Annotated in this window: 28 protein-coding genes; 19 read left to right on the plus strand and 9 right to left on the minus strand. The window is 68.5% G+C overall.

Features of this window, described 5'->3' with window-relative positions:
• Positions 1–176: 176 nt before the first annotated feature.
• From Q8K84_RS09115 to tilS, 17 genes are all read left to right on the plus strand, one after another.
• Positions 177–1142: a zinc-binding alcohol dehydrogenase family protein gene (locus Q8K84_RS09115; RefSeq protein WP_305282326.1), complete on the plus strand. Its 966-nt coding sequence runs from the start codon at positions 177–179 to the stop codon at positions 1140–1142.
• An 87-nt stretch (positions 1143–1229) separates the two neighbouring features.
• Positions 1230–2066: an alpha/beta fold hydrolase gene (locus tag Q8K84_RS09120; RefSeq protein ID WP_305282327.1), complete on the plus strand. Its 837-nt coding sequence runs from the start codon at positions 1230–1232 to the stop codon at positions 2064–2066.
• Between the two features lie 24 nt (positions 2067–2090).
• Entirely contained in the window at positions 2091–2882 is a 792-nt protein-coding gene (locus Q8K84_RS09125; RefSeq protein WP_305282328.1) for an SDR family NAD(P)-dependent oxidoreductase, read from the plus strand.
• A gap of 100 nt (positions 2883–2982) precedes the next feature.
• A complete protein-coding gene (locus Q8K84_RS09130; RefSeq protein WP_305282329.1) occupies positions 2983–3729 on the plus strand; it encodes a YebC/PmpR family DNA-binding transcriptional regulator in 747 nt (248 codons plus the stop codon).
• A 52-nt stretch (positions 3730–3781) separates the two neighbouring features.
• On the plus strand, positions 3782–4483 hold the full coding sequence (locus Q8K84_RS09135) for an MgtC/SapB family protein (RefSeq protein ID WP_305282330.1): 702 nt from the start codon (positions 3782–3784) through the stop codon (positions 4481–4483).
• A gap of 45 nt (positions 4484–4528) precedes the next feature.
• On the plus strand, positions 4529–5017 hold the full coding sequence (locus Q8K84_RS09140) for a hypothetical protein (protein WP_305282332.1): 489 nt from the start codon (positions 4529–4531) through the stop codon (positions 5015–5017).
• An 84-nt stretch (positions 5018–5101) separates the two neighbouring features.
• Positions 5102–5620 carry a crossover junction endodeoxyribonuclease RuvC gene (ruvC, locus tag Q8K84_RS09145; protein WP_305282334.1) on the plus strand — a complete coding sequence of 173 codons (519 nt, stop codon included), beginning with the start codon at positions 5102–5104 and terminating at the stop codon, positions 5618–5620.
• Positions 5620–6237 carry a Holliday junction branch migration protein RuvA gene (gene ruvA, locus Q8K84_RS09150; RefSeq protein WP_305282335.1) on the plus strand — a complete coding sequence of 206 codons (618 nt, stop codon included), beginning with the start codon at positions 5620–5622 and terminating at the stop codon, positions 6235–6237. The genes ruvC and ruvA overlap by 1 nt, the downstream gene beginning before the upstream one ends.
• Entirely contained in the window at positions 6234–7265 is a 1032-nt protein-coding gene (gene ruvB, locus Q8K84_RS09155) for a Holliday junction branch migration DNA helicase RuvB (protein ID WP_305282336.1), read from the plus strand. The genes ruvA and ruvB overlap by 4 nt, the downstream gene beginning before the upstream one ends.
• 12 nt (positions 7266–7277) lie before the next feature.
• On the plus strand, positions 7278–7742 hold the full coding sequence (ybgC, locus tag Q8K84_RS09160) for a tol-pal system-associated acyl-CoA thioesterase (protein ID WP_305282337.1): 465 nt from the start codon (positions 7278–7280) through the stop codon (positions 7740–7742).
• 185 nt (positions 7743–7927) lie between these two features.
• On the plus strand, positions 7928–8638 hold the full coding sequence (gene tolQ, locus Q8K84_RS09165) for a protein TolQ (RefSeq protein WP_305282338.1): 711 nt from the start codon (positions 7928–7930) through the stop codon (positions 8636–8638).
• Positions 8639–8642: 4 nt separating this feature from the next.
• Complete coding sequence (locus Q8K84_RS09170; RefSeq protein ID WP_305282340.1) at positions 8643–9125, plus strand: ExbD/TolR family protein; 483 nt, start codon at positions 8643–8645, stop codon at positions 9123–9125.
• A gap of 9 nt (positions 9126–9134) precedes the next feature.
• Positions 9135–10037: an energy transducer TonB gene (locus Q8K84_RS09175; protein ID WP_305282341.1), complete on the plus strand. Its 903-nt coding sequence runs from the start codon at positions 9135–9137 to the stop codon at positions 10035–10037.
• A gap of 14 nt (positions 10038–10051) precedes the next feature.
• A complete protein-coding gene (tolB, locus tag Q8K84_RS09180) occupies positions 10052–11350 on the plus strand; it encodes a Tol-Pal system beta propeller repeat protein TolB (RefSeq protein WP_305282342.1) in 1299 nt (432 codons plus the stop codon).
• A gap of 134 nt (positions 11351–11484) precedes the next feature.
• A complete protein-coding gene (gene pal, locus Q8K84_RS09185; RefSeq protein WP_305282343.1) occupies positions 11485–12033 on the plus strand; it encodes a peptidoglycan-associated lipoprotein Pal in 549 nt (182 codons plus the stop codon).
• A gap of 158 nt (positions 12034–12191) precedes the next feature.
• Entirely contained in the window at positions 12192–13067 is an 876-nt protein-coding gene (gene ybgF, locus Q8K84_RS09190) for a tol-pal system protein YbgF (protein WP_305282344.1), read from the plus strand.
• Positions 13058–14335 carry a tRNA lysidine(34) synthetase TilS gene (tilS, locus tag Q8K84_RS09195; protein ID WP_305282345.1) on the plus strand — a complete coding sequence of 426 codons (1278 nt, stop codon included), beginning with the start codon at positions 13058–13060 and terminating at the stop codon, positions 14333–14335. Before ybgF ends, tilS begins: the two co-directional genes overlap by 10 nt.
• Before the next feature lie 5 nt (positions 14336–14340).
• Here tilS and Q8K84_RS09200 read toward each other — a convergent pair whose 3' ends face one another.
• The 9 genes from Q8K84_RS09200 to Q8K84_RS09240 all read right to left on the minus strand — a co-directional run bounded on the left by Q8K84_RS09200 (position 14341) and on the right by Q8K84_RS09240 (position 22515).
• Complete coding sequence (locus Q8K84_RS09200; RefSeq protein ID WP_305282346.1) at positions 14341–15051, minus strand: M23 family metallopeptidase; 711 nt, start codon at positions 15049–15051, stop codon at positions 14341–14343.
• A gap of 185 nt (positions 15052–15236) precedes the next feature.
• Entirely contained in the window at positions 15237–16652 is a 1416-nt protein-coding gene (locus Q8K84_RS09205; RefSeq protein ID WP_305282347.1) for an NAD(P)(+) transhydrogenase (Re/Si-specific) subunit beta, read from the minus strand.
• 23 nt (positions 16653–16675) lie between these two features.
• Positions 16676–16996: a proton-translocating transhydrogenase family protein gene (locus Q8K84_RS09210; RefSeq protein WP_305282348.1), complete on the minus strand. Its 321-nt coding sequence runs from the start codon at positions 16994–16996 to the stop codon at positions 16676–16678.
• Positions 16997–17022: 26 nt separating this feature from the next.
• Positions 17023–18150 (minus strand): Re/Si-specific NAD(P)(+) transhydrogenase subunit alpha, encoded by a 1128-nt coding sequence (locus tag Q8K84_RS09215; protein ID WP_305282349.1) that lies wholly within the window; start codon positions 18148–18150, stop codon positions 17023–17025.
• A gap of 186 nt (positions 18151–18336) precedes the next feature.
• Complete coding sequence (locus Q8K84_RS09220) at positions 18337–18576, minus strand: aa3-type cytochrome c oxidase subunit IV (protein WP_305282350.1); 240 nt, start codon at positions 18574–18576, stop codon at positions 18337–18339.
• 65 nt (positions 18577–18641) lie between these two features.
• Positions 18642–19700 (minus strand): alpha/beta fold hydrolase, encoded by a 1059-nt coding sequence (locus Q8K84_RS09225; protein WP_305282351.1) that lies wholly within the window; start codon positions 19698–19700, stop codon positions 18642–18644.
• A 3-nt stretch (positions 19701–19703) separates the two neighbouring features.
• A complete protein-coding gene (locus tag Q8K84_RS09230; RefSeq protein ID WP_305282352.1) occupies positions 19704–20174 on the minus strand; it encodes a PaaI family thioesterase in 471 nt (156 codons plus the stop codon).
• Between the two features lie 72 nt (positions 20175–20246).
• Entirely contained in the window at positions 20247–22037 is a 1791-nt protein-coding gene (locus tag Q8K84_RS09235) for a M3 family oligoendopeptidase (protein WP_305282353.1), read from the minus strand.
• A gap of 55 nt (positions 22038–22092) precedes the next feature.
• Positions 22093–22515: an Lrp/AsnC family transcriptional regulator gene (locus Q8K84_RS09240; RefSeq protein ID WP_305282354.1), complete on the minus strand. Its 423-nt coding sequence runs from the start codon at positions 22513–22515 to the stop codon at positions 22093–22095.
• A 126-nt stretch (positions 22516–22641) separates the two neighbouring features.
• Here Q8K84_RS09240 and Q8K84_RS09245 point away from each other — a divergent pair, with 126 nt between their 5' ends.
• Together Q8K84_RS09245 and rocD are read left to right on the plus strand one after the other, a co-directional pair.
• Positions 22642–23517: a dimethylarginine dimethylaminohydrolase family protein gene (locus Q8K84_RS09245; protein ID WP_305282355.1), complete on the plus strand. Its 876-nt coding sequence runs from the start codon at positions 22642–22644 to the stop codon at positions 23515–23517.
• Positions 23518–23525: 8 nt separating this feature from the next.
• Complete coding sequence (rocD, locus tag Q8K84_RS09250) at positions 23526–24761, plus strand: ornithine--oxo-acid transaminase (protein WP_305282356.1); 1236 nt, start codon at positions 23526–23528, stop codon at positions 24759–24761.
• Positions 24762–24764: the final 3 nt, after the last annotated feature.

Raw genomic sequence — 24764 nt, forward strand, 5'->3', positions numbered from 1 at the left:
TGGCCTGGTTTGAGGACGGAAGCGGTTGTTGCGCCAACCTGACCCCTGCGACCTCCCGCCGCATGATCCAAACGGACTAGAGTCGCCCGTGGGGTCGACGCCCACGGCTTGCGATCCGTCCCGACCCATGGGAAGGCTCGTCAAACACATGTTTTAAGTGATTAGGGAGATGCGAGATGAAGGCTGCGGTCTATTACGAGAACGGCGGTCCCGAGGTCCTGAAATATGAGGAAATCCCGGACCCCACCTGCCATCCCAAGGGCGTTATCATCCGGGTCGAGGCCATCGCCATCGAAGGCGGCGACACCCTGAACCGCTGGCGCGGCCCGCTGATGACCAATCCGCATGTGGTCGGCTATCAGGCCGCCGGCGAGATCATCGAGATCGGCGACCAGGTCACCAATGTGAAGGTCGGCCAGAAGGTCGCCACGGTGAACAACTGGGGCAGCCACGCTGAGCTGCGCTCGGTGCCGGCGCGCAACTGCTGGCCCATCCCCGACGGCTTCGATGTGCGCAAGGCCGCCGCCATTCCGGTGACCTTCGGCACGGCCCATGACTGCCTGTTCGAGTTTGGCCGCATGAAGAAGGGCGAGACCGTCCTGGTCCAGGCCGGCGCCTCAGGCGTGGGCGTGGCCGCCATCCAGCTGGCCAAGCGGGCCGGCGCGGGCCTGATCCTGGCCACCGCCTCGTCTGACGAACGTCTCGAGAAGCTGAAGCGTCTCGGCCTCGACCACGGCATCAACTACACCCGCGACGACGTGGCCAAGGAGGCCAAGCGCCTGACCGACAACAAGGGGGTCGACGTGGTCGTCGATTCCGTCGGCGGCTCGACCCTGCAGGGCTCGATCAACGCGCTCGCCTATCGGGGTCGGGTCTCCATGGTCGGCGCCGCGGGCCGCGAGCCCATGGTGGTCGATGTCGGCTCCATGATGGGCGGCAACCGTGCGCTGTCCGGGGTCTTCCTGGGCGCAGAGATCGGCACCGACCGGGTGCACGACAACATCCAGCAACTGATCGAGGACGCCGCCAAGGGCGAGCTGGAAGTGATCATCGACAAGGAGTTCTCCCTGTCGGACGCCGCCGCCGCCCACGCCTATATCGAAAGCCGCCAGGCTGTCGGTCGGGTGGTGCTGGTCCCCTGATCGCCTGATGATCGGACGGCGCGGGCCCCAGGTCAGCGCCGTCCACCCTCCGCCCGCGCCCACAGTTGAAACGACAGGGAGGCCGCCATGCCCCGCGCCGCCGTCAATGGCATCGAGATCGAGTACGAGACCTTCGGACCGGACGACGCTACAGCCGTCCTGCTGATCAACGGACTCGGGTCGCAGATGACCCGCTGGCCCGTCCCCTTCTGCGAGAAGCTGGTCGCCCAGGGCTACCATGCAATCCGGTTCGACAACCGCGACGCCGGCCTGTCCACCTGGTTCCAGTCCGGCGACCGCTACACCCTGTCGGACATGGCCGCCGACGCCGCCGGCCTGCTGGACCACCTGAAGATCGAGGCGGCCCATGTGGTCGGGGTCTCCATGGGCGGCATGATCGCCCAGACCGTGGCCATCGAGCATCCGGACCGCGTGCGGTCGCTGACCTCCATCATGTCGGCCACCGGGGCGCCCGGAACCATGGACGCGACACCCGAGGCCGCCGCCGTCCTGACCCAGGTCGCGCCCGACCCGACCGTCGACGAAGACGCCTTCATCGCCCACGGCATGAAGAACGCGCGGACCATCGGCAGCCCCGACTATCCGTGGTCGGACGAAGCCCTGCGCGAGCGGGTGCGGTCGGAGATGCGCCGGGCCTTCAATCCCAAGGGCGTGCAGCGCCAACGGGGCGCCATCGGCGCCAGCGGCGATCGGACCGAGAAACTCGCAAAGCTGAGCGTGCCCACCGTCGTCCTGCACGGCGAGGCCGATCCCTTGGTTCCCAAGGCTGGCGGCGAGGCCACCGCCAGGGCGATTCCAGGCGCTGAGCTGCGCATCATTCCGGGCATGGGCCACGACCTGCCGGAAGCCCTTTACGACACCATCATCGACGCCATTGTCGCCGCCGCCGAGCGGGCGCGCTGACCCCACCGCCAAAAGGAGAATTTCATGGGACGTCTCGAAGGCTTTTCGGCCGTGGTCACCGGCGCGGCCAGCGGCATTGGTCGCGCCAGCGCCAGCCTGTTCGCCCGTGAGGGCGCGCGGGTCGTCTGCGTCGACCGGGCCGAGACGGTCGAAGAGACCGCCGCCTCCATCCAGGCCCATGGGGGCCAGGCGGTGGCCATGACCGGGGATGCCGGCGACGAGGCCTTTGTCCAGTCCTACATCCAGCGGGCGGTGGACGAGTTTGGCGGCCTGGACGTGGTCTACGCCAATGCCGGGATCACCGGCGGGCCCACCCCCTTCTTCGAACTGACGCCGGAGATCTGGGCCGAGGTGCTGCGGATCAACCTGATCGGCCCGTTCCTGGCGATCAAGCACGCCAGCAAGATCATGGTCCCCAAGGGCAAGGGCTCGATCGTCTGCACCGCCTCGGTGGCCGGCATCCGCTCAGGCGCAGGGCCGGCCTCCTATTCGGCGTCCAAGGCCGGCGTCATCAATCTGGCCACCACGGCGGCCAACGAACTCTACGGCACGGGCGTTCGCGTCAACGCTGTCTGCCCGGGTCTGATCGAGACCGGCATGACCCAGGGCGTCTTCGACTATGCCCGTTCCCGGGGCAGCGAGGACAGGATCGGCCAGCTCAATCCGCTGAAGCGCGCGGGCGTCCCTGACGAGATCGCCCACATGGCGTTGTTCCTCGCCAGCGACGAGGCCTCCTATGTGAACGGCCAGGCCATCGCCGTGGACGGCGGCCTTTCCTCCTCCCACCCCGTGGGTAAACGCGGCGGACCTCGGTAGACGAGACTGGCCCTTGGGGCGCAGGGTTTTGCCTTGCGCCCCACCGAGCGCTAGAAGCGGCGCTCAATCGCTGCAGACCAGCCCAAGACCTCCAGGACCCATGGCCGGACATTCAAAGTTCAAGAACATCATGCACCGCAAGGGCCGCGCCGATGCGGTGCGGTCCAAGCTGTTTTCCAAGCTCAGTCGCGAGATCACCGTGGCGGCCAAGTCAGGCATGCCCGATCCGGCGATGAACTCCCGCCTGCGGCTGGCCGTGGCCAACGCCAAGGCCGAGTCCATGCCCAAGGACAATATCGACCGGGCGATCAAGAAGGCCTCGGGCGCCGACGCCGAGGCCTATGAGGAGATCCGCTATGAGGGCTTCGGCCCCGGGGGCGTGGGCCTGATCATTGAGGCCCTGACCGACAATCGCAACCGGGCCGCGGCCAATGTGCGGGCGATCTTCTCCAAGAACGGCGGCAATCTCGGGGAGACCGGCGCGGTCTCCTTCATGTTCGACCGGGTCGGCCAGATCGTCTATCCGGCCGCCGCCGGCTCAGAGGACAAGGTCATGGAGGCGGCCATCGAGGCCGGCGCCGAGGACGTGGAGTCCGACGAGGACACCCACACCATCTACACCGCCTTCGAAGACCTCTCCGAGGTGGCCCAGACCCTGGAAGCCGCGCTCGGCGAGCCGAAGTCCACCACCATCGCCTGGCGACCCAAGACGTTGACGCCTGTCGAGGGTGAGCCCGTCGCCACCCTGATGAAGCTGATCGACGCCCTGGAAGACGATGACGACGTCCAGAACGTCTACGGCAATTACGATGTCTCCGACGAGGACCTGGAGACCTATGCGGGCTGAGGCCTGAGCATTTCGGCGTGAAGCTCCCTGCCGGCTGGCGCGTTGATCGGCCATGGAATGGTTGACTGGATATGTTGTCCCGGTTCTCGGCGCGGTGCTCGCCGGCGGTCTGATCGGGCTGGAACGGGAATATCGCGGCCGGCCGGCCGGTTTCCGCACCCACATCCTGGTGGCCCTGACCTCATCCCTGCTGATGCTGGCGGCGATCCACCAGCTGGAATGGATGGGCGATGTGGAGGGCGATGTGATCCGCATCGACCCCACCCGCATGGCGCACGGCATCCTGACCGGCATCGGCTTTCTCTGCGGCGGCGTGATCTTCCGCCATGGCTTAAGCGTCCACGGCCTGACCACCGCGGCCTCCCTCTGGATCACCTCGGCCCTGGGGACTCTCTACGGCGTAGGATTTTACGGCCTGGCGATCGGCGGCACAGCCGTCACCTTGTTGGTCCTGGGCGTTCTCCGCTGGGCCGACCGGCGCATTCCCCAGCTTCGCATCCTGGACGTGAAGGTCCGCTACCGCCGGGCCGAAGCGATGACGGAAGAGGAATTCCGGACTCTGGTCGGCGAGTTCAACCTGGAGGCCGGCGCGGTCAGCGAGCGTCTGTGGTCTGGAGAAAACGAGGACCAGGCCCGGGTGGAGCATCGGGCCACCCTGCGGGGCACCGGCGCCGCCAATATGGCCCGGCTGGCCGAACATCTGCGGGAGGATCGTCGGGTCGTCGAGTACAGCCTGTCGCCCCGCAAGGACTGAGGCAGGCGACAAGGGCCGCCTCAGGGTGCTAGAGACCGCGCCCTCATGACCCTGAAAATCTGGATCGAAATCAATCATCAGGCCCCCTACCGCACCGGGGGCTGGGCCTGGCTTCGTCAGGACGGCAAGTCGATCAGCGGCGCCGCGGGCGGTGATCGGGATGTCGACGCCGAAGCCTTCTGCGTCCGCGCCCTGCTGGCGGCCCTGGCCGCCCTGCCGTCTGAGGCCGCCATCATCCTGCATCTGTCCGAGCCTCTGCTGATCGAGGGCGTCCGCACCATGTCCGCAAGGCGGGCGGCGGGCTGGCTGAATGAGAGCGGGCAGCCAGCGCCTGAGGCTGAAACCTGGGAGGCGGTCGCCAAGGCCCTGACCGGACGACCGCTCAGCCTGGTCCGCACCCAGCCCACCGACGCCCGCAGCCCGGCCGGCTTCGCTGCGGCCTGGGCGGAGCTTGGCCGGGACAAGGCCAAGACCAAGGGGACGTTCAAGAACCTGATCCCCCGCCCCAACCTGGCCAAGATCCGCGGGCTCTAAGGCTAGGCGTAAACACCCCCTTAACCCCGCCTCGGGCTATTCGGCTGGTAGGAACAATCCCCGAACACGCCTATAGAGTCGCTCATGGCCGCCGTGCGCATCCTTGGACTGGACCCCGGCCTCCGCCGCACCGGCTGGGGGGTGATCACCATTGAGGGCGCGCGCCTGACCCATGTGGCCCACGGGGTGATCGCGCCCAAGGACTCCCTGCCCTTTTCCGAACGCCTGCTGGTCCTGTTCGAGGCGATCAGCGCCATCGTCGCCGACCACGGGCCTGACGAGGCCGCGGTGGAGGAGACCTTCATGAACAACAACGCCGCCTCCGCCCTGAAGCTGGGACATGCCCGCGCCATGGCGCTCGTGGCGCCGGCCCGGGCCGGCCTGCCGGTGGCCGAATATGCCGCCACCGTGGTCAAGAAGGCCGTGGTCGGGACCGGCGGCGCCGATAAGGACCAGGTGGCCTTCATGATCGCCCGTCTGCTGCCGGCCGCTGGCGCCGTCACCGCGGACGCCGCCGACGCCCTGGCCGTGGCCATCGCCCATGCGCACGCCCGAACGGCGCGCAGCCTCTTGGCCCGCACGCCTTCGAGGAAGGTGGCGTGATGATCGGCCGGCTGCGGGGAATGGTCGCCGAGATCGGCGAGGAAGACGCCCTGATCGACGTCCTGGGGGTCGGCTATGTGGTCCGCTGCGGCGCCCGCACGCTGGCGCGCCTGCCGCCCGTGGGCGAAGAGGCCCTGCTGCACATTGAGACCCAGTGGAGCGAGCAGGCGGGCATGCGCCTCTATGGCTTTCTCACCCGGGACGAGCGGCGCACCTTCCTGATCCTCAAGGAGATCCAGGGGGTTGGGCCCAAGGCTGCGCTCTCCGTGCTGGATGTGCTGCCGCCGGCCGAACTGGCCGCCGCCGCCGGACGTCAGGACAAGGCCGCCATCGCCCGGGCGCAGGGTGTGGGACCAAAGCTCGCCCTGCGCATCGCCACTGAACTCAAGGACAAGCCGCTGACCGACCTGTCCGTCAGCGGCTTTGCGCCGGGCCCCGGCGCAGCTGAGCCAACGCCAGCCCCCTCAGCCTCGGGCGAGGCGGTCGCCGCCCTGATGGGCCTGGGCGTCGCCGAACCCCAGGCCAGACGGCTGGTGGAGGCTGCGGCCCTGCGGCTCGGTGAGGCGGCGGAGGCCGGCGCCCTGATCAAGGCCGCCTTGCAGGAGCTGGGCCGGTGACCCGGCTGGTCAGCGGCGAGGCCGCGCCGGCCGAGGGAACCGACCGGGCCTATCGGCCCCAGACGCTGGCAGAGTTCGTCGGCCAGGAGCAGTCCAAGGCCAACCTGCGCATCTTCATCCAGGCCGCCCGGGACCGGGGCGACACCCTGGACCACGTCCTGTTGTTTGGGCCGCCTGGGCTGGGCAAGACGACGCTCGCCCAGATCATCGCCCGGGAGATGGGTGTCAACTTCCGCGCCACCTCCGGTCCGGTCCTGGCCAAGGCCGGGGATCTGGCCGCCATCCTGACCAATCTCGAGGCCGGCGACGTCCTCTTTATCGACGAGATCCACCGCCTGGCGGCCAATGTGGAGGAAATCCTCTATCCCGCCATGGAGGATCACGTGCTGGATCTGATCATCGGCGAGGGGCCCTCGGCCCGGTCGATCCGCATCGATCTGGCGCCCTTCACCCTTGTGGCCGCCACCACCCGGGCGGGCCTGCTGGCGACCCCCTTGCGTGACCGGTTCGGGATTCCGGTGCGGCTGGAATTCTACACCACCGATGAGCTGATCAAGGTGCTGGCCCATGCGGCGGGCAAGATGGGCGTCAATCTGACCCGTGACGGCGCGGCCGAGATCGCCGCCCGGGCCCGAGGCACGCCCAGGGTGGCGGGGCGCCTCCTGCGCCGGGTGCGGGACTTCGCCGCCGCCGAGGGGTCAGCCGCCATCGACAAAGGCGCGGCGGGCCGGGGCCTGGCGCGGCTGGAGGTGGACGAGGTGGGCCTCGACTCCCTCGACCGGCGCTACCTGCGCGCGCTGATCGACAACTACGGCGGCGGGCCAGCCGGGGTGGAGACCATCGCCTACGCCATCGCCGAGGCTCGCGACGCCGTCGAGGACGTCATCGAGCCCTATCTGATGCAACAGGGCTTCATCCAGCGCACGCCCCGGGGCCGGGTGGCCTGCGCCAAGGCCTATGCGCATCTCGGCCTGACCCCGCCGCCTCAGCCGCCGGCCGCTGGCCAAGCGACCCTGTTTGACGAATAGCGGAGGCCGTCCATGACCCCTGCCCCTGGCGAGCCTTCCGCCGGCTGGATCGAAGGCCGCGAACACGTCCTGCCGGTCCGCATCTATTACGAGGACACCGACTTCACCGGGGTCGTCTATCACGGCAACTATCTGCGCTATTTCGAGCGCGGGCGGTCGGATTTCCTGCGGCTGGCCGGCGTCCGGCATGCCGAGCTGCTGGATCAGGAGACGCCGAGCGCCTTCACCATCGTGCGCATGGAGCTGGATTTCAAAGCCCCGGCCCGCATCGATGACGCCCTGCAGGTGCGGACCACCTATGACCGGGTCAAGGGCCCCCGGCTGTTCATCAGCCAGAGGGTTGTGCGCGGGGAGACCCTGATCGCCCAGGCCGCGGTGATGGCCGCCTGTATCGGCATGGACGGCCGCCCGCGCAGGCCACCCCCGGGCATGGCCGCAGCCCTGGCTCCCTATTTTGCGCCCGACGACGGATCCTGACTTTCGAAATCCGCCGAGCCATCGCCGGGTCTTCGATCCGCGGGCAGACTTCAGTAACCCTAATGTTGTTCCACTCCTGGGGGTACGGGCGTGTTCGTCACGACCTGGCGCCTTAAGTTCGCCACCGCAGCGTTTCACTTCAGCCTTGGGCGTCTCCGCCCGATCGACAACGGAGCCCACACCGCATGGACCCCGCCGCCTCCGCCACCCTGACGGCCGAGAGTTTCTCCATGGTCGCGCTGTTCATGCGCGCGGACTGGGTGATCAAGACTGTGATGATCGGTCTGGCCCTGGCCTCTCTGTTCTCCTGGGCGGTGATCATCGACAAGCTGCTGCGGTTCGGGGCGCTGAACCGCCACGCCGATCAGTTCGAAGACCAGGTCTCCTCTGGCCGCTCCCTGGAGGAGATCGCCAATGAGGCCGGTGACCGGCCCCGCCACGCCCTGCCGCGCATGCTGCAGGCCGCCCTTCGGGAATGGCGCGAAGCGCGCGCCAAGGGCCTGTCCAGCGACAGCCAGGCCGGGTTCCTGATTCAGCGGATCGACCGGGTGCTGGACGCCATCATCGCCCGGGAAAGCGCCCGGGTTGAAGAGGGGCTTCCTCTTCTGGCCATCGTCGCCACCGCCTCGCCCTTTGTCGGCCTGTTCGGAACGGTCTGGGGGATCATGGACGCCTTCCAGGCGATCGCCATCCAGCAGAACACCAACCTGACCGTCGTGGCGCCAGCCATCGCCGAGGCGCTGTTCGCCACCGCCATAGGTCTGGCCGCCGCCATTCCGGCCTACATCGCCTACAACAAGTTCTCGTCCGACGCCGCGCGCTATGGCGGACGGCTTGAAGGGTTCGCCGACGACCTCGCCACCGCGATCCAGCGTCGCCTAAGCGACCGGGCCTGAGCCGATGGCCCTCTCATCCCACGACGCCTATTCGGCTGGCGGCGGCGCGCGCCGACGGCGGCGCTCAAGCCGCCGGGGCGCCCTGTCGGAAATCAATGTCACGCCCCTGGTGGATGTGATGCTGGTTCTGCTGATCGTGTTCATGATCTCCGCGCCCCTGCTGACCGTCGGCGTGCCGCTGGAGCTGCCCAAGACCGAGGCCAGCGCCATTCCCGACCAGTCCGAGCCGCTCACCGTGTCGGTGCGGGCGGACGGGGCCATCTTCATCGACGAGGAGGAGACAGCCTTCTCCAGCCTTTCGCCACGGCTGATCGCCATGGCCGACGGAGCGACCGACCGCCCCATCTATGTGCGGGCCGATGGGCGGACCAACTATGCGCAGGTGGCCCAGGTCATGGCCGCCCTGGCCAGCTCAGGCTTCACCTCCATCAACCTGCTCACCGAGACCGGCGGCCCCTCTTCGGGCGCGGATCAAGCAGCGCGCTGAGGACAGCCCATGCGCGGCGAGCGGTCTGACCTGGGCACAGCCCTCATGTTCTCGGCCATCCTGCACGCCGTCGTGCTGGGCGCGGCGCTGATCCCCTGGCCATGGGCCCGTGAACTGAAGGTGGGCGCGGTCGTTCCGATCAACATTGTGAGCTCGATCCCCGCCAACCCCCGACCCGCTGTCCAGGGTCCGCAGGAACAGACCGCCCAGACCGAGGCGCCTGAGCCCGACGCGCCGCTGGAGGCCCCGGTGGCGGCCCCTGAGCCCCAACCTCAACCTCAGCCGGCGCCGCAACCGACCCCGACACCGCCGGCGCCCCAGCCTGCACCGAAGGCCCCGGCCCCGAAGCCGGCCCCGACCCCGACACCCAAACCCGCACCCACGCCGACGCCCAAACCGGCTCCGGCGCCCGCCCCGACCCCGGCCCCGGCCCCCAAGGCGCCCGCGCCAAAGCCCGCCGCGGCCGCCCCGCCGAAGAAGGCCGACAGCCTCGACCTCGACGCCCTGGCCTCGAGCCTGAAGGGCTCGCAGAGCTCGTCGGCGGCCCGCGGCGCGGCGCGGCCCGAAACCGCCAGTCAGGCGAGGCCCACCACAGGCAGCGGCCTGTCCGGCGCGGCCATGTCGGGCCTGGCTGAGGAACTCCAACGGCGCTGGAACCCCAATTGCGAGGTCGAAGCCGCCCGCAATGTCCGGGTCCGAGTCACCTTCCGGCTGGGCAGCGACGGCCGCGTGGTTGGCGATGTCCGGGCCGGCGGTCAGGAAAACTCGTCCGATCCCGTCACCCGCGCCGCCGCCGAGCGGGCCATTCGGGCGGTTTACAGCGCCGCGCCCTTCACCACACTTCCCCGGGAGTTCTACGGCGACCAGATCGCCGTCAGCTTCAACGCCGCCCAGGCGTGCGCCGATAATTGAGGAGCAACTAGCCCATGCGACTGCGGACCCTGTTCGTCGCCCTGACAGCGGCCCTGCTGTCGGCCGGCGCCCTCGCGGGCCCCGCCCGCGCCCAGATCGAGGTGGACGTCAATCGCGGCGATATCCAGCCCCTGCCGGTCGCCGTCCCGGGATTCCGCGGCGAGCGCGGCGCCGAGATCGCTCAGGTCATCACCAGCAATCTTGAGCGTTCGGGTCTGTTCCGGCCCATCGACCAGGCCGCCTTCATCGAGCGCGACCTGGATATTCGCTACCAGCCAAGGTTCGCCGACTGGAAGACGATCAACGCCCAGGGTCTGGTCAATGGCGAGGTGACCGTTGACGCCACCGGCCGGCTGACGGTCAATTTCCGCCTCTGGGATGTCTTCGCCGAGCAGCAGCTGCTGGGCATGCAGTTCACCTCCACCTCCGAGAACTGGCGCCGGGTGGCGCACAAGATCTCCGACGCGGTCTATGAGCGCCTGACGGGCGAGAAGGGCTATTTCGATACCCGCGTGGTGTTCGTGGCCGAGAGCGGCGGGCGGATCGACCGGATCAAGCGTCTGGCGATCATGGACCAGGACGGCGCCAATCCCAGCTACCTGACCGATGGCTCCTACATCGTCATGACGCCGCGCTTCTCTTCCACCAGCCAGGAGATCACCTACATGGCCCTGCGGCCGGAGGGGTCGTCGATCTATCTGTTCAATCTGGAGACGGGTCGGCGGGAGAGCCTGGGGTCGTTCAACGGCATGGTCTTCGCGCCGCGGTTCTCCCATGACGGCGGCAAGGTGGCCTTCTCCGTCGAGCGGGGCGGCAACACCGACATCCATGTGATGGACCTGCGCAGTCGCGCCTCCAGCCGGCTGACCAGCGACCCGTCCATCGACACCTCGCCATCCTTTTCGCCCGACGGGCGCCAGATCACCTTCAATTCAGACCGGGGCGGGTCCCCGCAGATCTATGTGATGAACGCGGACGGCTCGGGCGCGCGGCGGATTTCCTTTGGTTCAGGCCGCTACATGACGCCGGTCTGGAGCCCGACCGGTGAGTTCATCGCCTTCACCAAGCAGGCCGGCGGGCAGTTCCACATCGGCGTCATGCGTCCCGACGGCTCCGGGGAGCGGCTGCTGACCACCAGCTATCTCGACGAGGGGCCGACCTGGGCCCCCAATGGCAGAGTTTTGATGTTCACCCGTGAAACGCCTGGTGGCGCTGCGCGTTTGTGGACGGTTGACGTGACGGGACGCATCGTGCGGCCGGCCCCCTACCCACAGTCAGGGTCGGACCCGGCCTGGTCGCCGCTACTCAACTGATAAGTGAATGCAGGAGCAGGCGAATAGTATTGTTGGCTTAGTTCAGAGTCGTCATAAAGCCAGTGCGCAGATCCATTGTTTTCGGCGCTCGGCGCGCCGCCCGTAAGAACCGTATAACAAGGAACGACCTCGAAATGACCACACTCACCCTCACAAAGCGCGCCGCGCAGTTCGCGGTCATCGCCTTGGCGGCGGCCTCTGTCACCGCTTGCGCCTCGCGGCCCAAGCCCGACACCATGCCGCCGGGTCCGCCCGCGCCGCCGCCGGCGACCCAGCCCTCGACCCCGGCCCCGCCGGTCGGCCAGGGCGCCCTGCCCGGCACGATGCAGGACTTCGTGATCAATGTCGGCGATCGGGTCTATTTCGACTTCGACTCCTACTCGGTCCGCGGCGACGCCGCCCCGGTGCTGGAAGCCCAGGCCGCCTGGCTGAACCGCTATCCGTCGGTGATGATCCGCCTCGAAGGCAATGCCGACGAACGCGGCACCCGCGAGTACAACCTGGCGCTGGGCGCCCGCCGCGCCAACGCCGTGCGGGACTTCCTGGTCTCCCGCGGGGTGTCCTCCAGCCGGATCACCACCGTCTCCTACGGCAAGGAGCGCCCGATCGATCCAGGCACCTCGGAAGACGCCTATCAGCGTAACCGGAACGCCCACACCGCGATCACGTCCGGCGCGCGCTAAGCCCTCGGACGACGTATGAAACGGCGAGAGGGGATCCCGGTTGGGGTCCCCTCTTTGCTGAGCGCCAAGCGTCCTGACCATTGGCGCCAAGCCTGCGCCGGCCCATGGTGCGAACCGCGCCGCAATTTCGGCCCTTCGGCCCCATAGATGATCTGATCATGACCTCCAGACGCCGCATCGCCCTCCCCGCCGCCCTGGTCCTGTCCCTGAGCCTGATCGGCCCGGTGGCCGCGCCCACGGTCGTTCTGGCCCAGACCTCCATGGAGGACCCGCTGGACCTGCGCGACGCCCGCCGCGTCGAGCGGATGGAGCGGGTCGTGCGTGAGCTTCGGGCCATCGTGTTCCAGGGCCGCGACACAGGTCGCCCGGTCGTGGTCCAACCCGCCGAGACCGACTACCGGATCGAGGAGTTGAACCGCCGGCTCACCGACCTGGAAAGTGTAATCACCCGCCTGAACGGGCAGATCGAGACCACCAATTTCGAACTGCGGCAGAGCCGCGACCAGAACGCCGCCCTGGAGGCGCAGATGTCGGCCTTGAACCAGAAGGTCGCCGCCCTGGAAGTCTTTACCGGCGTTCCGCCCGCCACCACCGGCGGCTCCTCCGGATTCTCGGCCCCCGTCTCAGCGCCGAACACGGGCGGCGGGGGTTCGCCCCAGGCCGACTTCGAGCGCGCCCGTGGGCTGATGCTCAGCGGCAATTATGATGGCGCAGAAACCGCCTTTGAATCTTTCGTCGCCAGGCACGGCGCCGCCAGCCTTGCGCCTGAGGCTCACTACTGGCTCGGCAAGACCCTGGTGGTGCGCGGCGCGGACGCCGAGGCCGCCAGCGCCTTTATCGCCGCCATCCGGGGCTGGCCGACCACCCCCTGGGCCCCGGACGCCGTCCTGGAGCTGTCACGCTCCCTGATCGCCCTCGACCGGTCCAGCGAGGCCTGCCAGACCCTGGCCGAACTGTCCCGCCGCTATGCCTCGGCGGCGCCGTCCATCCAGTCCCGGGCGGCGGCGGCGCGCACTCAGGCCCGGTGCGGCTGAGCTCAGCCCCTGAGCCGTGGGGGCCTGTCCCCAACGCCCTGTTCGACGCCCATCTGAGCCCGGCCTCGGCCGCCCCCCTGGCCGTCGCCTATTCCGGGGGTGGCGACAGCCTGGCCCTGCTGTTGGCCGCCCATACCTGGAGCCGCGCACGCGGTCGCCGGCTCGTTGTCCTGCACGTGGATCACGGCCTGCAGACCGCCGCAGGCGTCTGGGCGGCGCACTGCCAGGCCACCGCTGAACGCCTTGGCCTGCCCTTCCAGAGCCTGACTTGGACGGGACCCAAGCCCGCCACTGGCCTGCCGGCCGCCGCCCGCGCGGCGCGGCACCGGCTGCTGGCGGACGCCGCCCGGGCCATAGGCGCCCCAGTCGTACTGTTGGGTCATACAGCCGACGATGTGCTGGAGACCCGCCAGATGCGGCGGGACGGCGCCACCACCCCTGACCCCAGACCGTGGGCGCCAAGCCCCGCCTGGCCGGAGGGTCGTGGGGTCTTTCTGCTGCGGCCGCTATTGGCCACACGCAGGTCCGAGCTGCGCGCCAGGCTTGAGGGGCAGCCCCTCACCTGGATCGAGGATCCAGCCAATGCCGACCTCGCCTATGCCCGGGCCCGGGCCCGGGCGCGGCTGGCCGGGGAGAGGGACGCCAGCCCCGAGGCGCCGGGCGCTGACCATGAAGTGAAAGCCCTCGCCCAGGCGGCGCGCCATGCCCCGGGCGGCGCGATCAACTGGGATCGCTCAATCCTGCGCGCCGCCCCCGGCCCCGCGCGCGCGCGACTGCTGTCCATCGCCTGTCTGTGCGCCGCCGGTGGCGCCCGGCCGCCCCGCCGCGAAGCCGTCGAACGGATCGCCGCCCAGGTGGCGGGCGCGTCAGATTCCACCGCCACCCTGGCCGGGGCCCGGATCGAGATCACAGGCGCTGAGGTCTGGGTGATGCGGGAGGCGGGCGAGGCGCGCCGGGGCGGTCTGACGGAAGTCTTGCTGGCGGCGGATCAGCCCACGGTCTGGGATGGACGATTCGAGGTCCGCGCCACGGGGCCAGGTCTGAGGGCCGGTCCGTTGGCGGGGCGGCTGTCCCAACTGGAAACCCAAGAGCGTCGGCGGCTGGCCCCCCTGCCCGCAGGGGTTCGGCGGGCCTGGCCAGCTCTGATCGATAGCCAAGACCAGGTCCGCCTGACGGTCGATGGCGTCACGGTTGAAAGCCTCGTCCAGTCCCGGTTCGACGCGGCGGCAGGTCTGGTGACGCGCGAGCCCGACCCGAACCCGGCCTGAAAGTCTCAGTCCCCGGCCTCGACCCACCCTTTGGCGACCATAAGGCTGCGCTTGGACTCCGGAATGCTGGAGACCTGCGCCATGCGGACCCGGGGAGAGACCTTGGCGGCGGCCTGCACCGGCAGGTCCTCAGCCTCGGCGAACCGGCGGCCCAGAAAGTAGAGCGGGTTGAGCGGCCGGTCATGGCGATCGCGAATTTCGAAGTGGAGATGAGGTCCGCTGGACACCCCGCTGGAGCCCACCTCGCCGAGACCATAACCCCCCTTGATGGCCTGACCCGGCTTGAGGCCGCGGGCGACAGCGCCGAGATGGGCGTAGCGGGTCACCAGCCCCTCGGCATGGGTGATCTCGACCATGCGGCCGTAGCCGGGGAAGGATCCAGCGCGGGTGACGACCCCGTCAGCAGCGGCCAGCACCGGTTCCCCGAAGGGGGCGGCGATGTCTATGCCCGCATGCAGCCGGCCGGCGTCTTCCCACGGCATCTGGCGCAGGCCGAAGGGGGAGTTGATGGCGTGACCCGGCAACGGCGAGTGGAAGGCCACGAGGACCACGGGCTCTGGCGGGGGCGGCTGGGGCGGATGGGTCTCGACCGCGGGCTCGGAGCGGGGAAGGGCCGCATGGGCCAGGGTGATGGCGCCAAGCGCCAGGACGGCGCCGAACACCGCGATCCCCAGACGATGCAGGCCGCCCTGGGGGACGGTGAGGGTTTCAGACAATGAGACGTCCCGACTCTTCTATCGGCGCAACGCGGCCTGGACGCTCAAGGTCCTGATCCGCGCCTGCCCTCATAGCCGGGGTCAGTTAATGAATATTCGAGATGCCCCCCAGACGCGCGCCAGCGACAATTGGGCGCGGCCGGCACGTTCGGACCAAGTTTACCACGACGAGACGAATGGTCGCCTTAGAGAGACTTGAGAATGCCCTCGACCATCTTCTTGGCGTCGCCGAACAGCATCATGGTGTTGTCCCGGAAGAACAGCTCGTTGTCGACGCCGGCATAGCCTGAGCTCATGCCGCGCTTCACGAACAGGACCGTGCGCGCCTTCTCCACGTCCAGGATCGGCATGCCATAGATGGCCGAGGTCGGATCGGTCTTGGCCGCAGGATTGGTCACGTCGTTGGCGCCGATGACGAAGGCCACATCGGCGGTGGAGAACTCCGAATTGATGTCCTCCAGCTCAAAGACCTCGTCATAGGAGACCTGGGCCTCGGCCAGCAGCACGTTCATGTGCCCCGGCATGCGGCCGGCCACCGGGTGGATGGCGTACTTGACCTCGACCCCTTCGGCCTTCAGCACATCGCCCATTTCGCGCAGGGCGTGCTGGGCCTGGGAAACCGCCATGCCGTAGCCCGGCACGATGATCACCTTGCTGGCGTTCTTCATGATGAAGGCGGCGTCCTCGGCCGAACCTTTCTTGACCGGACGGGTCTCCACATGCCCCCCCGCCACGGCGGCGGAATCATCGGCCCCGAAGCCCCCCAGGATCACCGAGATGAAGGACCGGTTCATGCCCTTGCACATGATGTAGGAGAGGATCGCGCCGGACGAGCCCACCAGGGCGCCGGTGATGATCAGAGTGGTGTTCTCCAGGGTGAACCCCAGAGCCGCGGCCGCCCAGCCGGAATAGGAATTCAGCATCGAGACCACGACGGGCATGTCGGCCCCGCCGATGGGGATGATCAGGGTGACGCCGATCAGCAGGGCCAGGGCGAAGATACCCCAGAAGGCCCAGACCGCGGCCCCGCCGCTGACCACCAGAACCGCGACCAGGGCGACGACGCCCACGGCGATGGCCAGGTTCAGCAGATGGCGGGCCGGCAGCAGGATGGGCGCGCCGGACATGTTGCCGTTCAGCTTGGCGAAGGCGATCACCGAGCCGGTGAAGGTCACCGCCCCGATCGCCAGACCCAGCGACAGCTCGATCAGCGAGATCAGGTGGATCTCGCCGGCCACGCCGATGCCATAGGCTTCGGGGGTGTAGATGGCCGCCACCGCCACCAGACAGGCGGCCAGGCCCACCAGGCTGTGGAAGGCCGCCACCAGTTGCGGCATGGAGGTCATCGCCACCTTGCGGGCGATCACCGCGCCGATCCCGCCGCCGATCGCCACGCCGCCGAGAATCAAAGCCAGCGTCAGGGTGTCCAGGGCGCCTTGGCCTAGCAGGGTGGCCATGGCGGTGCCGACGGCGATGGCCATGCCGATCATACCGTTGCGGTTGCCCGCCCGGCTGGTCTCGGGACTGGAGAGGCCGCGCAGGGCCAGGATGAAGAGAACCCCGGAAACGAGGTAGAGAATGGCCGCGAGATTGGCGTTCATGATCGTGCCCCCTAAGGCCGGCTCTACTTCTGCTTCTTCTTGTACATGGCGAGCATGCGCTGGGTGACCAGGAAGCCGCCGAAGATGTTCACCGCCGCCAGGGCTGCAGCCAGGGCGCCGGCGCCCTTGGAGATCATCACGCTGCCGCTCAGGGCCGCGCCTTCAGCCCCGTGGGCGGCCGCGGCCAGCAGGGCCCCGACGATGATCACCGAGGAGATCGCGTTGGTCACCGCCATCAGCGGCGTGTGCAGGGCCGGCGTCACGCTCCAGACCACGTAGTAGCCCACGAAGATGGCGAGCACGAAGATCGCCAGGCGGAACACGGTGGGATCGACAGATTCCATGGAGGGCGTCCTCTCTTGATCTCAGGTCAGCTGGCCAGGGCGGGGTGAACCACCGCCCCGCCGCGGGTCACCAGGGCGGCCTTGAGGATTTCATCCTCATAGTCAGGGGCGAAGGCGCCGTCCTTGTCCAGCAGCAGGCCGGCGAAGGCGAACAGGTTGCGGGCATAGAGGGCCGAGGCGTCAGCGGCGATTCGGCCGGGCAGATTGGCGTAGCCGACGATCTTTGCGCCGCCGGCGTCCACGACCTGACCGGAGATAGCGCCCTCGACATTGCCGCCCTGCTCGACGGCCAGGTCGACGATGACCGAGCCGGGCCGCATGGAGGCCACCTGGGCGGCGCTGACCAGCCGCGGGGCTGGCCGGCCCGGGATCAGGGCCGTGGTGATGACGATGTCCTGCTTGCGGATGTGCTCGGACACCAGGGCCGCCTGCTTGGCCTGGTACTCGGCGCTCATCTCCTTGGCGTAGCCCGCGGCGGTCTCGGCGGCCTTGAACTCCTCGTCCTCGACCGCGACGAACTTGGCGCCCAGGCTTTCGACCTGTTCCTTGGCGGCGGGACGCACATCGGTGGCGGTGACCACCGCGCCCAGGCGCCGGGCGGTGGCGATGGCCTGCAGGCCCGCGACGCCGGCGCCCATGACGAAGACCTTGGCGGCGGCCACGGTGCCCGCCGCGGTCATCATCATCGGCAGGACCTTGCCGTAGGCGTTGGCGGCTTCGAGGACCGCCCGATAGCCGGCGAGATTGGCCTGGGAGGACAGGACGTCCATCACCTGGGCCCGGGTGATCCGGGGCACAAATTCCATCGTGAAGGCGCTGACGCCCTTGGCGGCCAGGATCCGGAGGGTGGCCTTGTCCTGGTGCGGATTGAGCATGCCAATGACGATGGCCTCGGCCCTCAGGCCGGCGATCTCCGGCTCCGTCGGCGCGCGCACCTTGAGCAGGACGTCGGCCTTGGCCAGGGTGGCGGCCAGGTCGGCGAGCTCCGCGCCGGCGGCGGCATAGTCGGAGTCAGGATAGGAGGAGGCCTCGCCGGCCCCGCTCTCCACCGTCACCGCAAAGCCTGCGGCGATCAGCTTTTTTACCGTGTCCGGCGTCATGGCGACGCGGGTTTCCCCGTCGCGGCGTTCCTTGGTGACGGCGATGACGGCCATGGTCGAGGTCCCCCCGGGTCGGAAAAGCCGGCGGACCTTAGGGATGTCAGGCGCCTCTTGTCCAGAAATCGATCCGCGATTTCCGAACAGATGTTTGAGCCGGCCGTGGGGACCATCCAGACGTGCGAACGCCGCCCGCGCCAGACGACGGGGGCGGCGGTGGTCTGACCGAGACCTGAAGGGTCTTTAGTGGGCCTGCTCAGGCTTGGCGCGCAGCAGCACGAAACCGATGACGGCGGTCGCCACGGCCGAGATCAGGCCGGCCATGAAGCCGCCCGGCGTGCAGAACCAGACGATGAACAGCAGCAGCACGGCGACGATGGCCAGGGAGCCCCACTTGGTCAGGCCCATGAACAGGTCAAAGGTGGCCAGCTGCTCCTGGATTTCCATTTCGCCGCGGTGATAGTCGGAAGCCTGTTCGCCCATGGCGGCCGGGTCTCTCTCTTACGGAAGCTGATTGACAGCGGTGCTACACGAGACCGCGCGCCGGCTCAAGATGGCCAGACCTTGAGCAGCGCCCGCAGGGCGGCAACCAGGGCCAGGGGCTGATCGACCATCACATGGTGGTTGGCGTCCGGGATGGCGATCTCGATCATGTCGGCGGGCAGGGGGTTGGGGCGGCTGTCCTGACGTCTTGCGATCACCGGGGAATGCTCCCCGTGAATATGGGCGATCGGCACCTCGATCTTGGGCGGGCCATCGGTGACCAGGGCGTTCATGGCGCTGCGGTCGAGCTTGTTCCACATGGCCGGATCGAACATCCAGGTCCAGCCTTCGCCGGAGCCGTCCTCCAGCGGGGCGCGCTTCAGCGACTTCCGGGCGATGAAGTCGGCGACAAACAGGTGGCCGGCGGCCTGGGGCGGCATGAAGCGGAAACGGGCCAGGGCCTGCTCCAGGGTCGCATAGACCCGCTTGGGACGATCGGCGGTGGGGATGTTGCGCACCTGCTCCATGCGGCGCTCCATCTCCTCGCGCTCCTTGGGCGGCGGGCCGCCAAACCCGGTATCGACCAGTATGGCCGCATGCATACGCTCAGGATAACGGCTGGCGGCGTAGAAGACCTGCGAGCCGCCAAAGGAGTGGCCGATATAGACCGGCTTGCGGCCGCCCTCGTAGAGGCCAGTGGCCTTGGCCACCGCCTCGGCATCCTCGGCGAAGTCCTGGAAGGCGTAGGTTTCGCGCCAGTCCGAAGCGCCCATGCCGGCCAGGGACATCGAGGCGACCCGGTAATCCTCGGCCAGATAGGGGGCGATGAAGCTCCACCAGTCGGCATGCGCGCTGTTGCCATGGACCAGCAGCAGGCCAGGCTTGCCCACTTCGCCCCAGGTCAGCACCTCGATCTGGGTGCCAAGCGAGGTGACGAAGCTGCGCTCAGGCGCCTTGGCGATGGCCGCCTCGAACCAGGCCGGGGCCGGCGGCTTCTCGCCCTTGAACGGGGCCAGAGGCGCCTGGATTTCCGGGGGCAGTTCGCCGGGCTTGGAGGGCACCGGTCGGTCGTCGTCAAACTCGGCGGCGGCCACGGCGGGGGAGGTCTTGCTCTGGTCGGTCATGGGTCAGGCCTGCCGCGCCTGGCGATCGCCCGGCGTCCGCTTGATGTTGCGCAGGCCCTTGAAGACGCCGGCGCCGGTCATCAGCAGCCGGTCGTCGCACCAGATCTTGCCGCGCACCGTGAAGATGTCGTCCTGCTCGGAGATGATCTCGCTGCCGCCCTCGACCCAGTCGCCCATCTGGGCGCCGGAGAGGAAGTCGGTGGTCAGGCGCACCGTGACCCAGCCGATCTCCCGCTGGTTGGAGATCACCCGGCCCCAGGCCATGTCGGCGAAGCTCATCAGCATGCCGCCGTGGCAGTTGTTCATGCCGTTGGCGTGGTGCTCCTCCACGCGGAAGGCCATGATCTCGTTATTGGCCTCGTCCCGCTTGGAATAGAAGGGGCCGACCGTGCGGCCAAAGCCACGCTGCCAGAGGTTGATCACATAGCCGTCCGGGACGACGGCGGTCTGCAGGGGGGTCAGATCATCGGACATGCCCTGCTGACTAACGCCCGTTTGAAAAATGACAAGGCTTGAGGCGAGATTCGCCTCCGCCCCGTCCCCGGATCAGACCAGGGCTTCGAACTCGTCCACCAGCCGCTCAAGCTGGGTCATGCCCGCCGCCCAGAAGGCCTTTTCCCGAGGGTTGAGACCGAAGGGGGCGAGCGCCTCCACATAGGTTTTGGAGCCCCCGGCGGCGAGCAGGTCCTCGTAGAGCGGCGCAAAGGCCTGCGGGTCCTCCCGACGCTTCTCCATCAGGCCGCGCACCAGCAGGTCGCCGAAGGCGTAGGCGTAGACATAGAAGGGCGCATGGGCGAAGTGGCTGACATAGGCCCAGTAGTGCTCGTAGCCGGCGTTGAGCTTGATGGCCGGTCCCAGGCTTTCACCCATCACCTCCATCCAGATCGCCGAGATCTGATCGGTGGAGACTTCGCCCTGCTGGCGGGCGGCGTGGAAGGCGGTCTCGAACTTGTGGAAGGCGATCTGCCGGACCACGGTGTTCAGCCCGTCCTCGATCTTGCCGGCCAGCAGGCCGCGGCGCTCGGCGTCGGTAGCGCCGGCCATCAGGCGCTCGAACACCAGACCTTCGCCGAAGATCGAGGCGGTCTCAGCCAGCGTCAGCGGCGTATCGGCCAGCAGGGTGCCGAGCGGCGCGCACAGGGTCTGGTGCACGGCATGGCCAAGCTCGTGGGCGAGCGTCAGCACGTCCCGGCGTTCGCCCATATAGTTCATGAACACATAGGGGTGCCGGTCGGCGCTGACCGGGTGGGAATAGGCGCCTGACTGTTTGCCGGCCCGGGGGCGGGCGTCGATCCAGGGCTCGGTGAAAAAGGTCTGGGCCGTGTCGGCGAACCGGGGCGCCAGCGCCGAGAAGGACTCCAGCACCATCTCCTGGGCCTGGGGCCAGGTGTAGGTCCGAGGCGCCGCCGCATCGAGGGGCGCATTGCGGTCCCAGTAGTCGAGGGTCTTGCGGCCCATGACCTTGGCCTTCAGGGCGTAGTAGCGATGGCTCACGGCGGGATAGGCCTCGGTCACCGCCTCCACCAGGGCTTCGACGGCGTCGGCGTCCACCTCGTTGGCCATGTGGCGGGAGGCGGCCGGGCTGGGGTATTTCCGCCAGCGGTCGTCCACCTGCTTTTCATAGGCCAGGGTGTTGAGGCAAAGCGCCAGCGTCGAGGTGCGCGCCTCCAGCGCCTTGGCCAGGGCCTGGGCCGCCTGTTTCCGCCGCCCGCCATCGGGGTCGGACAGCCGATTGAGAGTTTCTGGCAGGGTCAGGGTCTCGGACCCCACCTTGGCGGTCAGCTTGGCCAGGGTCTCGTCAAACAGGCGCATCCAGTTGGCCACGCCCGGCCCCCGGTCGATCATCAACCGCTCAAGCTCGGCGCTCAGCTCGTGGGGCCGTGACAGGCGGACACGACGCAGCCAGGGCAGCCACCGACGGGCTGGCGCATGGGCGGCCAGGGCGGCGTCGAGCTCGGCTTCGTCCAGCTGGTTGATCTCCAGGGTGAAGAACAGGGTCTCGGCCCCGATCACCGCGGCCTTGGTGCGGAAATCCCCTTCGAACTTGGCCCAGGCGGGATTGTCCCGCGCCGTGCTCGATGACAGGGACGCATAGGCGCCGACCCCATAGAGGGCGTTGGTTCCCACCTCATAAAGGGCGATGGTCTCGTTCAGCCAACGGCCGAGGGTTTCGGGCTCTCCGCGGGCGGCCACCAGCTTGCCCTGATAGGTCAGAAGCTCGGCGGCGGCCTTGCGGGCCTTGTCCAGGTCAGCCTCGATCTGCGGATCGTCGCGACCGGCATAGAGGTCGTCGAGGCGCCATTCGGGCAGGGTGTCGGTCTTGAGCGGTGCGTTCATGGACGCGATCTAAGCACGCCAGAAGCCGGCCGCCACCTCTCCATCGCCGAAGAATTTAAAGGCGCGTGGTGGCCAGCAGGATCGAGGTCTCGGTGGCGGCGATGCCGGGGATCCGCCGGATCTCGTCAAGGGCGGCGCTGAAAGCGGCCAGGCTATCGGTGTCGAGCTCCGCCACCAGGTCCCAGCGGCCATTGGTGGTGTGGATCGCCACCACCTCGGCGAAGCCCTGCAGGGCGCGCACCACCCGAGGGCTCCCCTCGCCTTCCACCGAGAGGGTCATGATCGCCCGCACCCGCTGGGCCTCGACATCGGGGCGGGTGCGAACCGTAAAGCCCTGGATCACCCCGCGCTGGCGCATCTTGTCGATCCGGTTCTGCACCGTGCCGCGGGAGACCTTCAGGCGCTCGGCCAGGGCCGCCACCGAGGTCCGGGCGTCGGCGCGCAGCAGGGCGAGCAGCTGACGGTCGGTCTCATCCATCTCAAATCGCTATCTGCTTCTGACGAAACGTCAGAACTATCAGCATATCTTACAAGTCTTGCGCCTTTTCGCTAGCACCGCTGCGCCCGATCCTCGACGCCACCGTGACTTTCTGGGAGGCGCGCCATGGCGACCCCGCACTATCTGATGACCGATCCGGCCCATTTCGAGGTCAGCTACCAGATCAATCCGTGGATGAATCCGGCCGTCTGGCGCGCCGACGCCGGGGCCTGCGCCCGGGCCGCTGCGGCCTCGACCGAGCTCCGCCACGCCATTGAAGCGGCCGGGGGAACGGTGGAGATGATCCCCGCCGAGGCCGGCCTGCCCGATCTGGTCTTTCCGGCCAACGCCGCCACAGTGCTGGATGGCCGCGCCCTGATGGCCCGCTTCGCCCATCCCGAACGGCGCGGCGAAGAAACGCCCTTCCTGACGGCCTTCCAGGCCCTGCGCGACCGCGGCGTCCTGCGGGAGGTGGCCGACCTGCCGCCCGGCGTGGTGCACGAAGGCGCCGGCGACGCCCTGTGGGACGCCGCCCGCGGCTTGTTCTGGGGCGGCCATGGACAGCGCTCGACCCTGGCGGGCCTGGAGGCCCATGCCGATTTCTTCGGCCAGGAGGTGGTCGCCCTGGAGCTGGCGACCCCACACTTCTACCACCTGGACACCTGCATGCGCCCGCTCGATGGCGGTCACATCCTCTACTACCCGCCAGCCTTTACCGATCAGGCCCTGACAACCCTGCGCGAGCGGGTCGCGCCCGAGATGCTGATTGAGGCCGACAAGGCCGCCGCAGAGGCGCTCTGCGTCAATGCGGTGAATCTGGGCGAGACCGTCATCATGGCCAAGGCCCCTGCGAGCCTGCGCGCCGCCCTGGAGGCCCGCGGCTACCGCCTGGTCGAGGTCGATCTCTCCCCCTTCATCATGTCCGGCGGCGCGGCCTTCTGCATGAGCCTGCGGCTGGACCTGACATCCCAACCCCAAGCCGCCCTTGCGGCCGCCGAATGAGGTTTCCCATGACCGACAACATCTTTCTCGAGCGCCCCGTCCTGTCGACCCCACAGGACTATATCGCCGCCGAGGCGCGGCTGGGCGCGCGCAACTACAAGCCGCTCGACGTGGTGCTGAGCCGCGGCGAGGGGGTCTATGTCTGGGATGTCGAGGGCAAGCGCTATCTGGACGGGCTTTCGGCCTATTCAGCGGTCAACCAGGGCCATTGCCATCCGAAGATCCTGGCGGCCATGACCGAGCAGGCCGGCAAGCTGACCCTGACCAGCCGGGCCTTCCGCAACGACCAGCTGGCCCTCTTCTATGAGGAAATCTGCGCGCTGACGGGGTCTCATCGCGCCCTGCCGATGAACTCGGGCGCCGAAGCCGTCGAAAGCGCCCTGAAGGTGGCCCGCAAGTGGGGCTATGAGGTCAAGGGCGTGCCCGCCGGCCAGGCCGAGATCATCGTCTGCTCGGAGAACTTCCACGGGCGGACGCTGGCCATCGTCGGCTTCTCCACCGACGCGCAGGCCCGGGGCGGCTTTGGCCCCTTCGCGCCAGGCTTCAAGGTCGTCCCCTTCGGCGACGCTGCGGCCCTGGAAGCGGCCATCACCCCCAACACCGTCGCCTTCCTGGTCGAGCCGATCCAGGGGGAGGCGGGCGTCATCATCCCACCGGCCGGCTATCTGAAGAGCGCCCGCGAGCTCTGCACCCGCCACAACGTCGTCCTGATCCTTGATGAGATCCAGACGGGCCTTGGCCGCACCGGCAAGCTGCTGGCCGAGGAGCATGAGGGGGTCGAGGCCGACCTGACCCTGGTGGGCAAGGCGCTGTCGGGGGGCTTCTACCCCGTCTCTGCGGTGCTCTCGAACGACGCGGTCGTGGGTGTGCTGAAGCCCGGCGAACACGGCTCGACCTTTGGCGGCAACCCCCTGGCCTGCGCGGTGGCCCGGGCCGCCCTGAAGGTGCTGGTGGAAGAGGACATGATCGGCAACGCTCAGCGGGTCGGCGACCGCCTGCGGGCCTCGCTGGCCTCGATCCGCCACGAGGCGATCAAGGAGGTCCGCGGCCGGGGCCTGATGCTGGCCGTCGAACTGCACCCAGAAGCCGGCGGCGCCCGGAAGGTCTGCGAGAACCTCCAGCGCCGCGGCCTGCTGTGCAAGGAGACCCACGACCACACCATCCGTATCGCCCCGCCCCTGGTCCTGAGCTCCGATCAGGCCGACTGGATCGCCGAGCAGTTCGAAGCCGCGCTTGGGAGCTGACCT

This window comes from Phenylobacterium sp. (assembly GCF_030679875.1).
Lineage (GTDB): Bacteria > Pseudomonadota > Alphaproteobacteria > Caulobacterales > Caulobacteraceae > Phenylobacterium.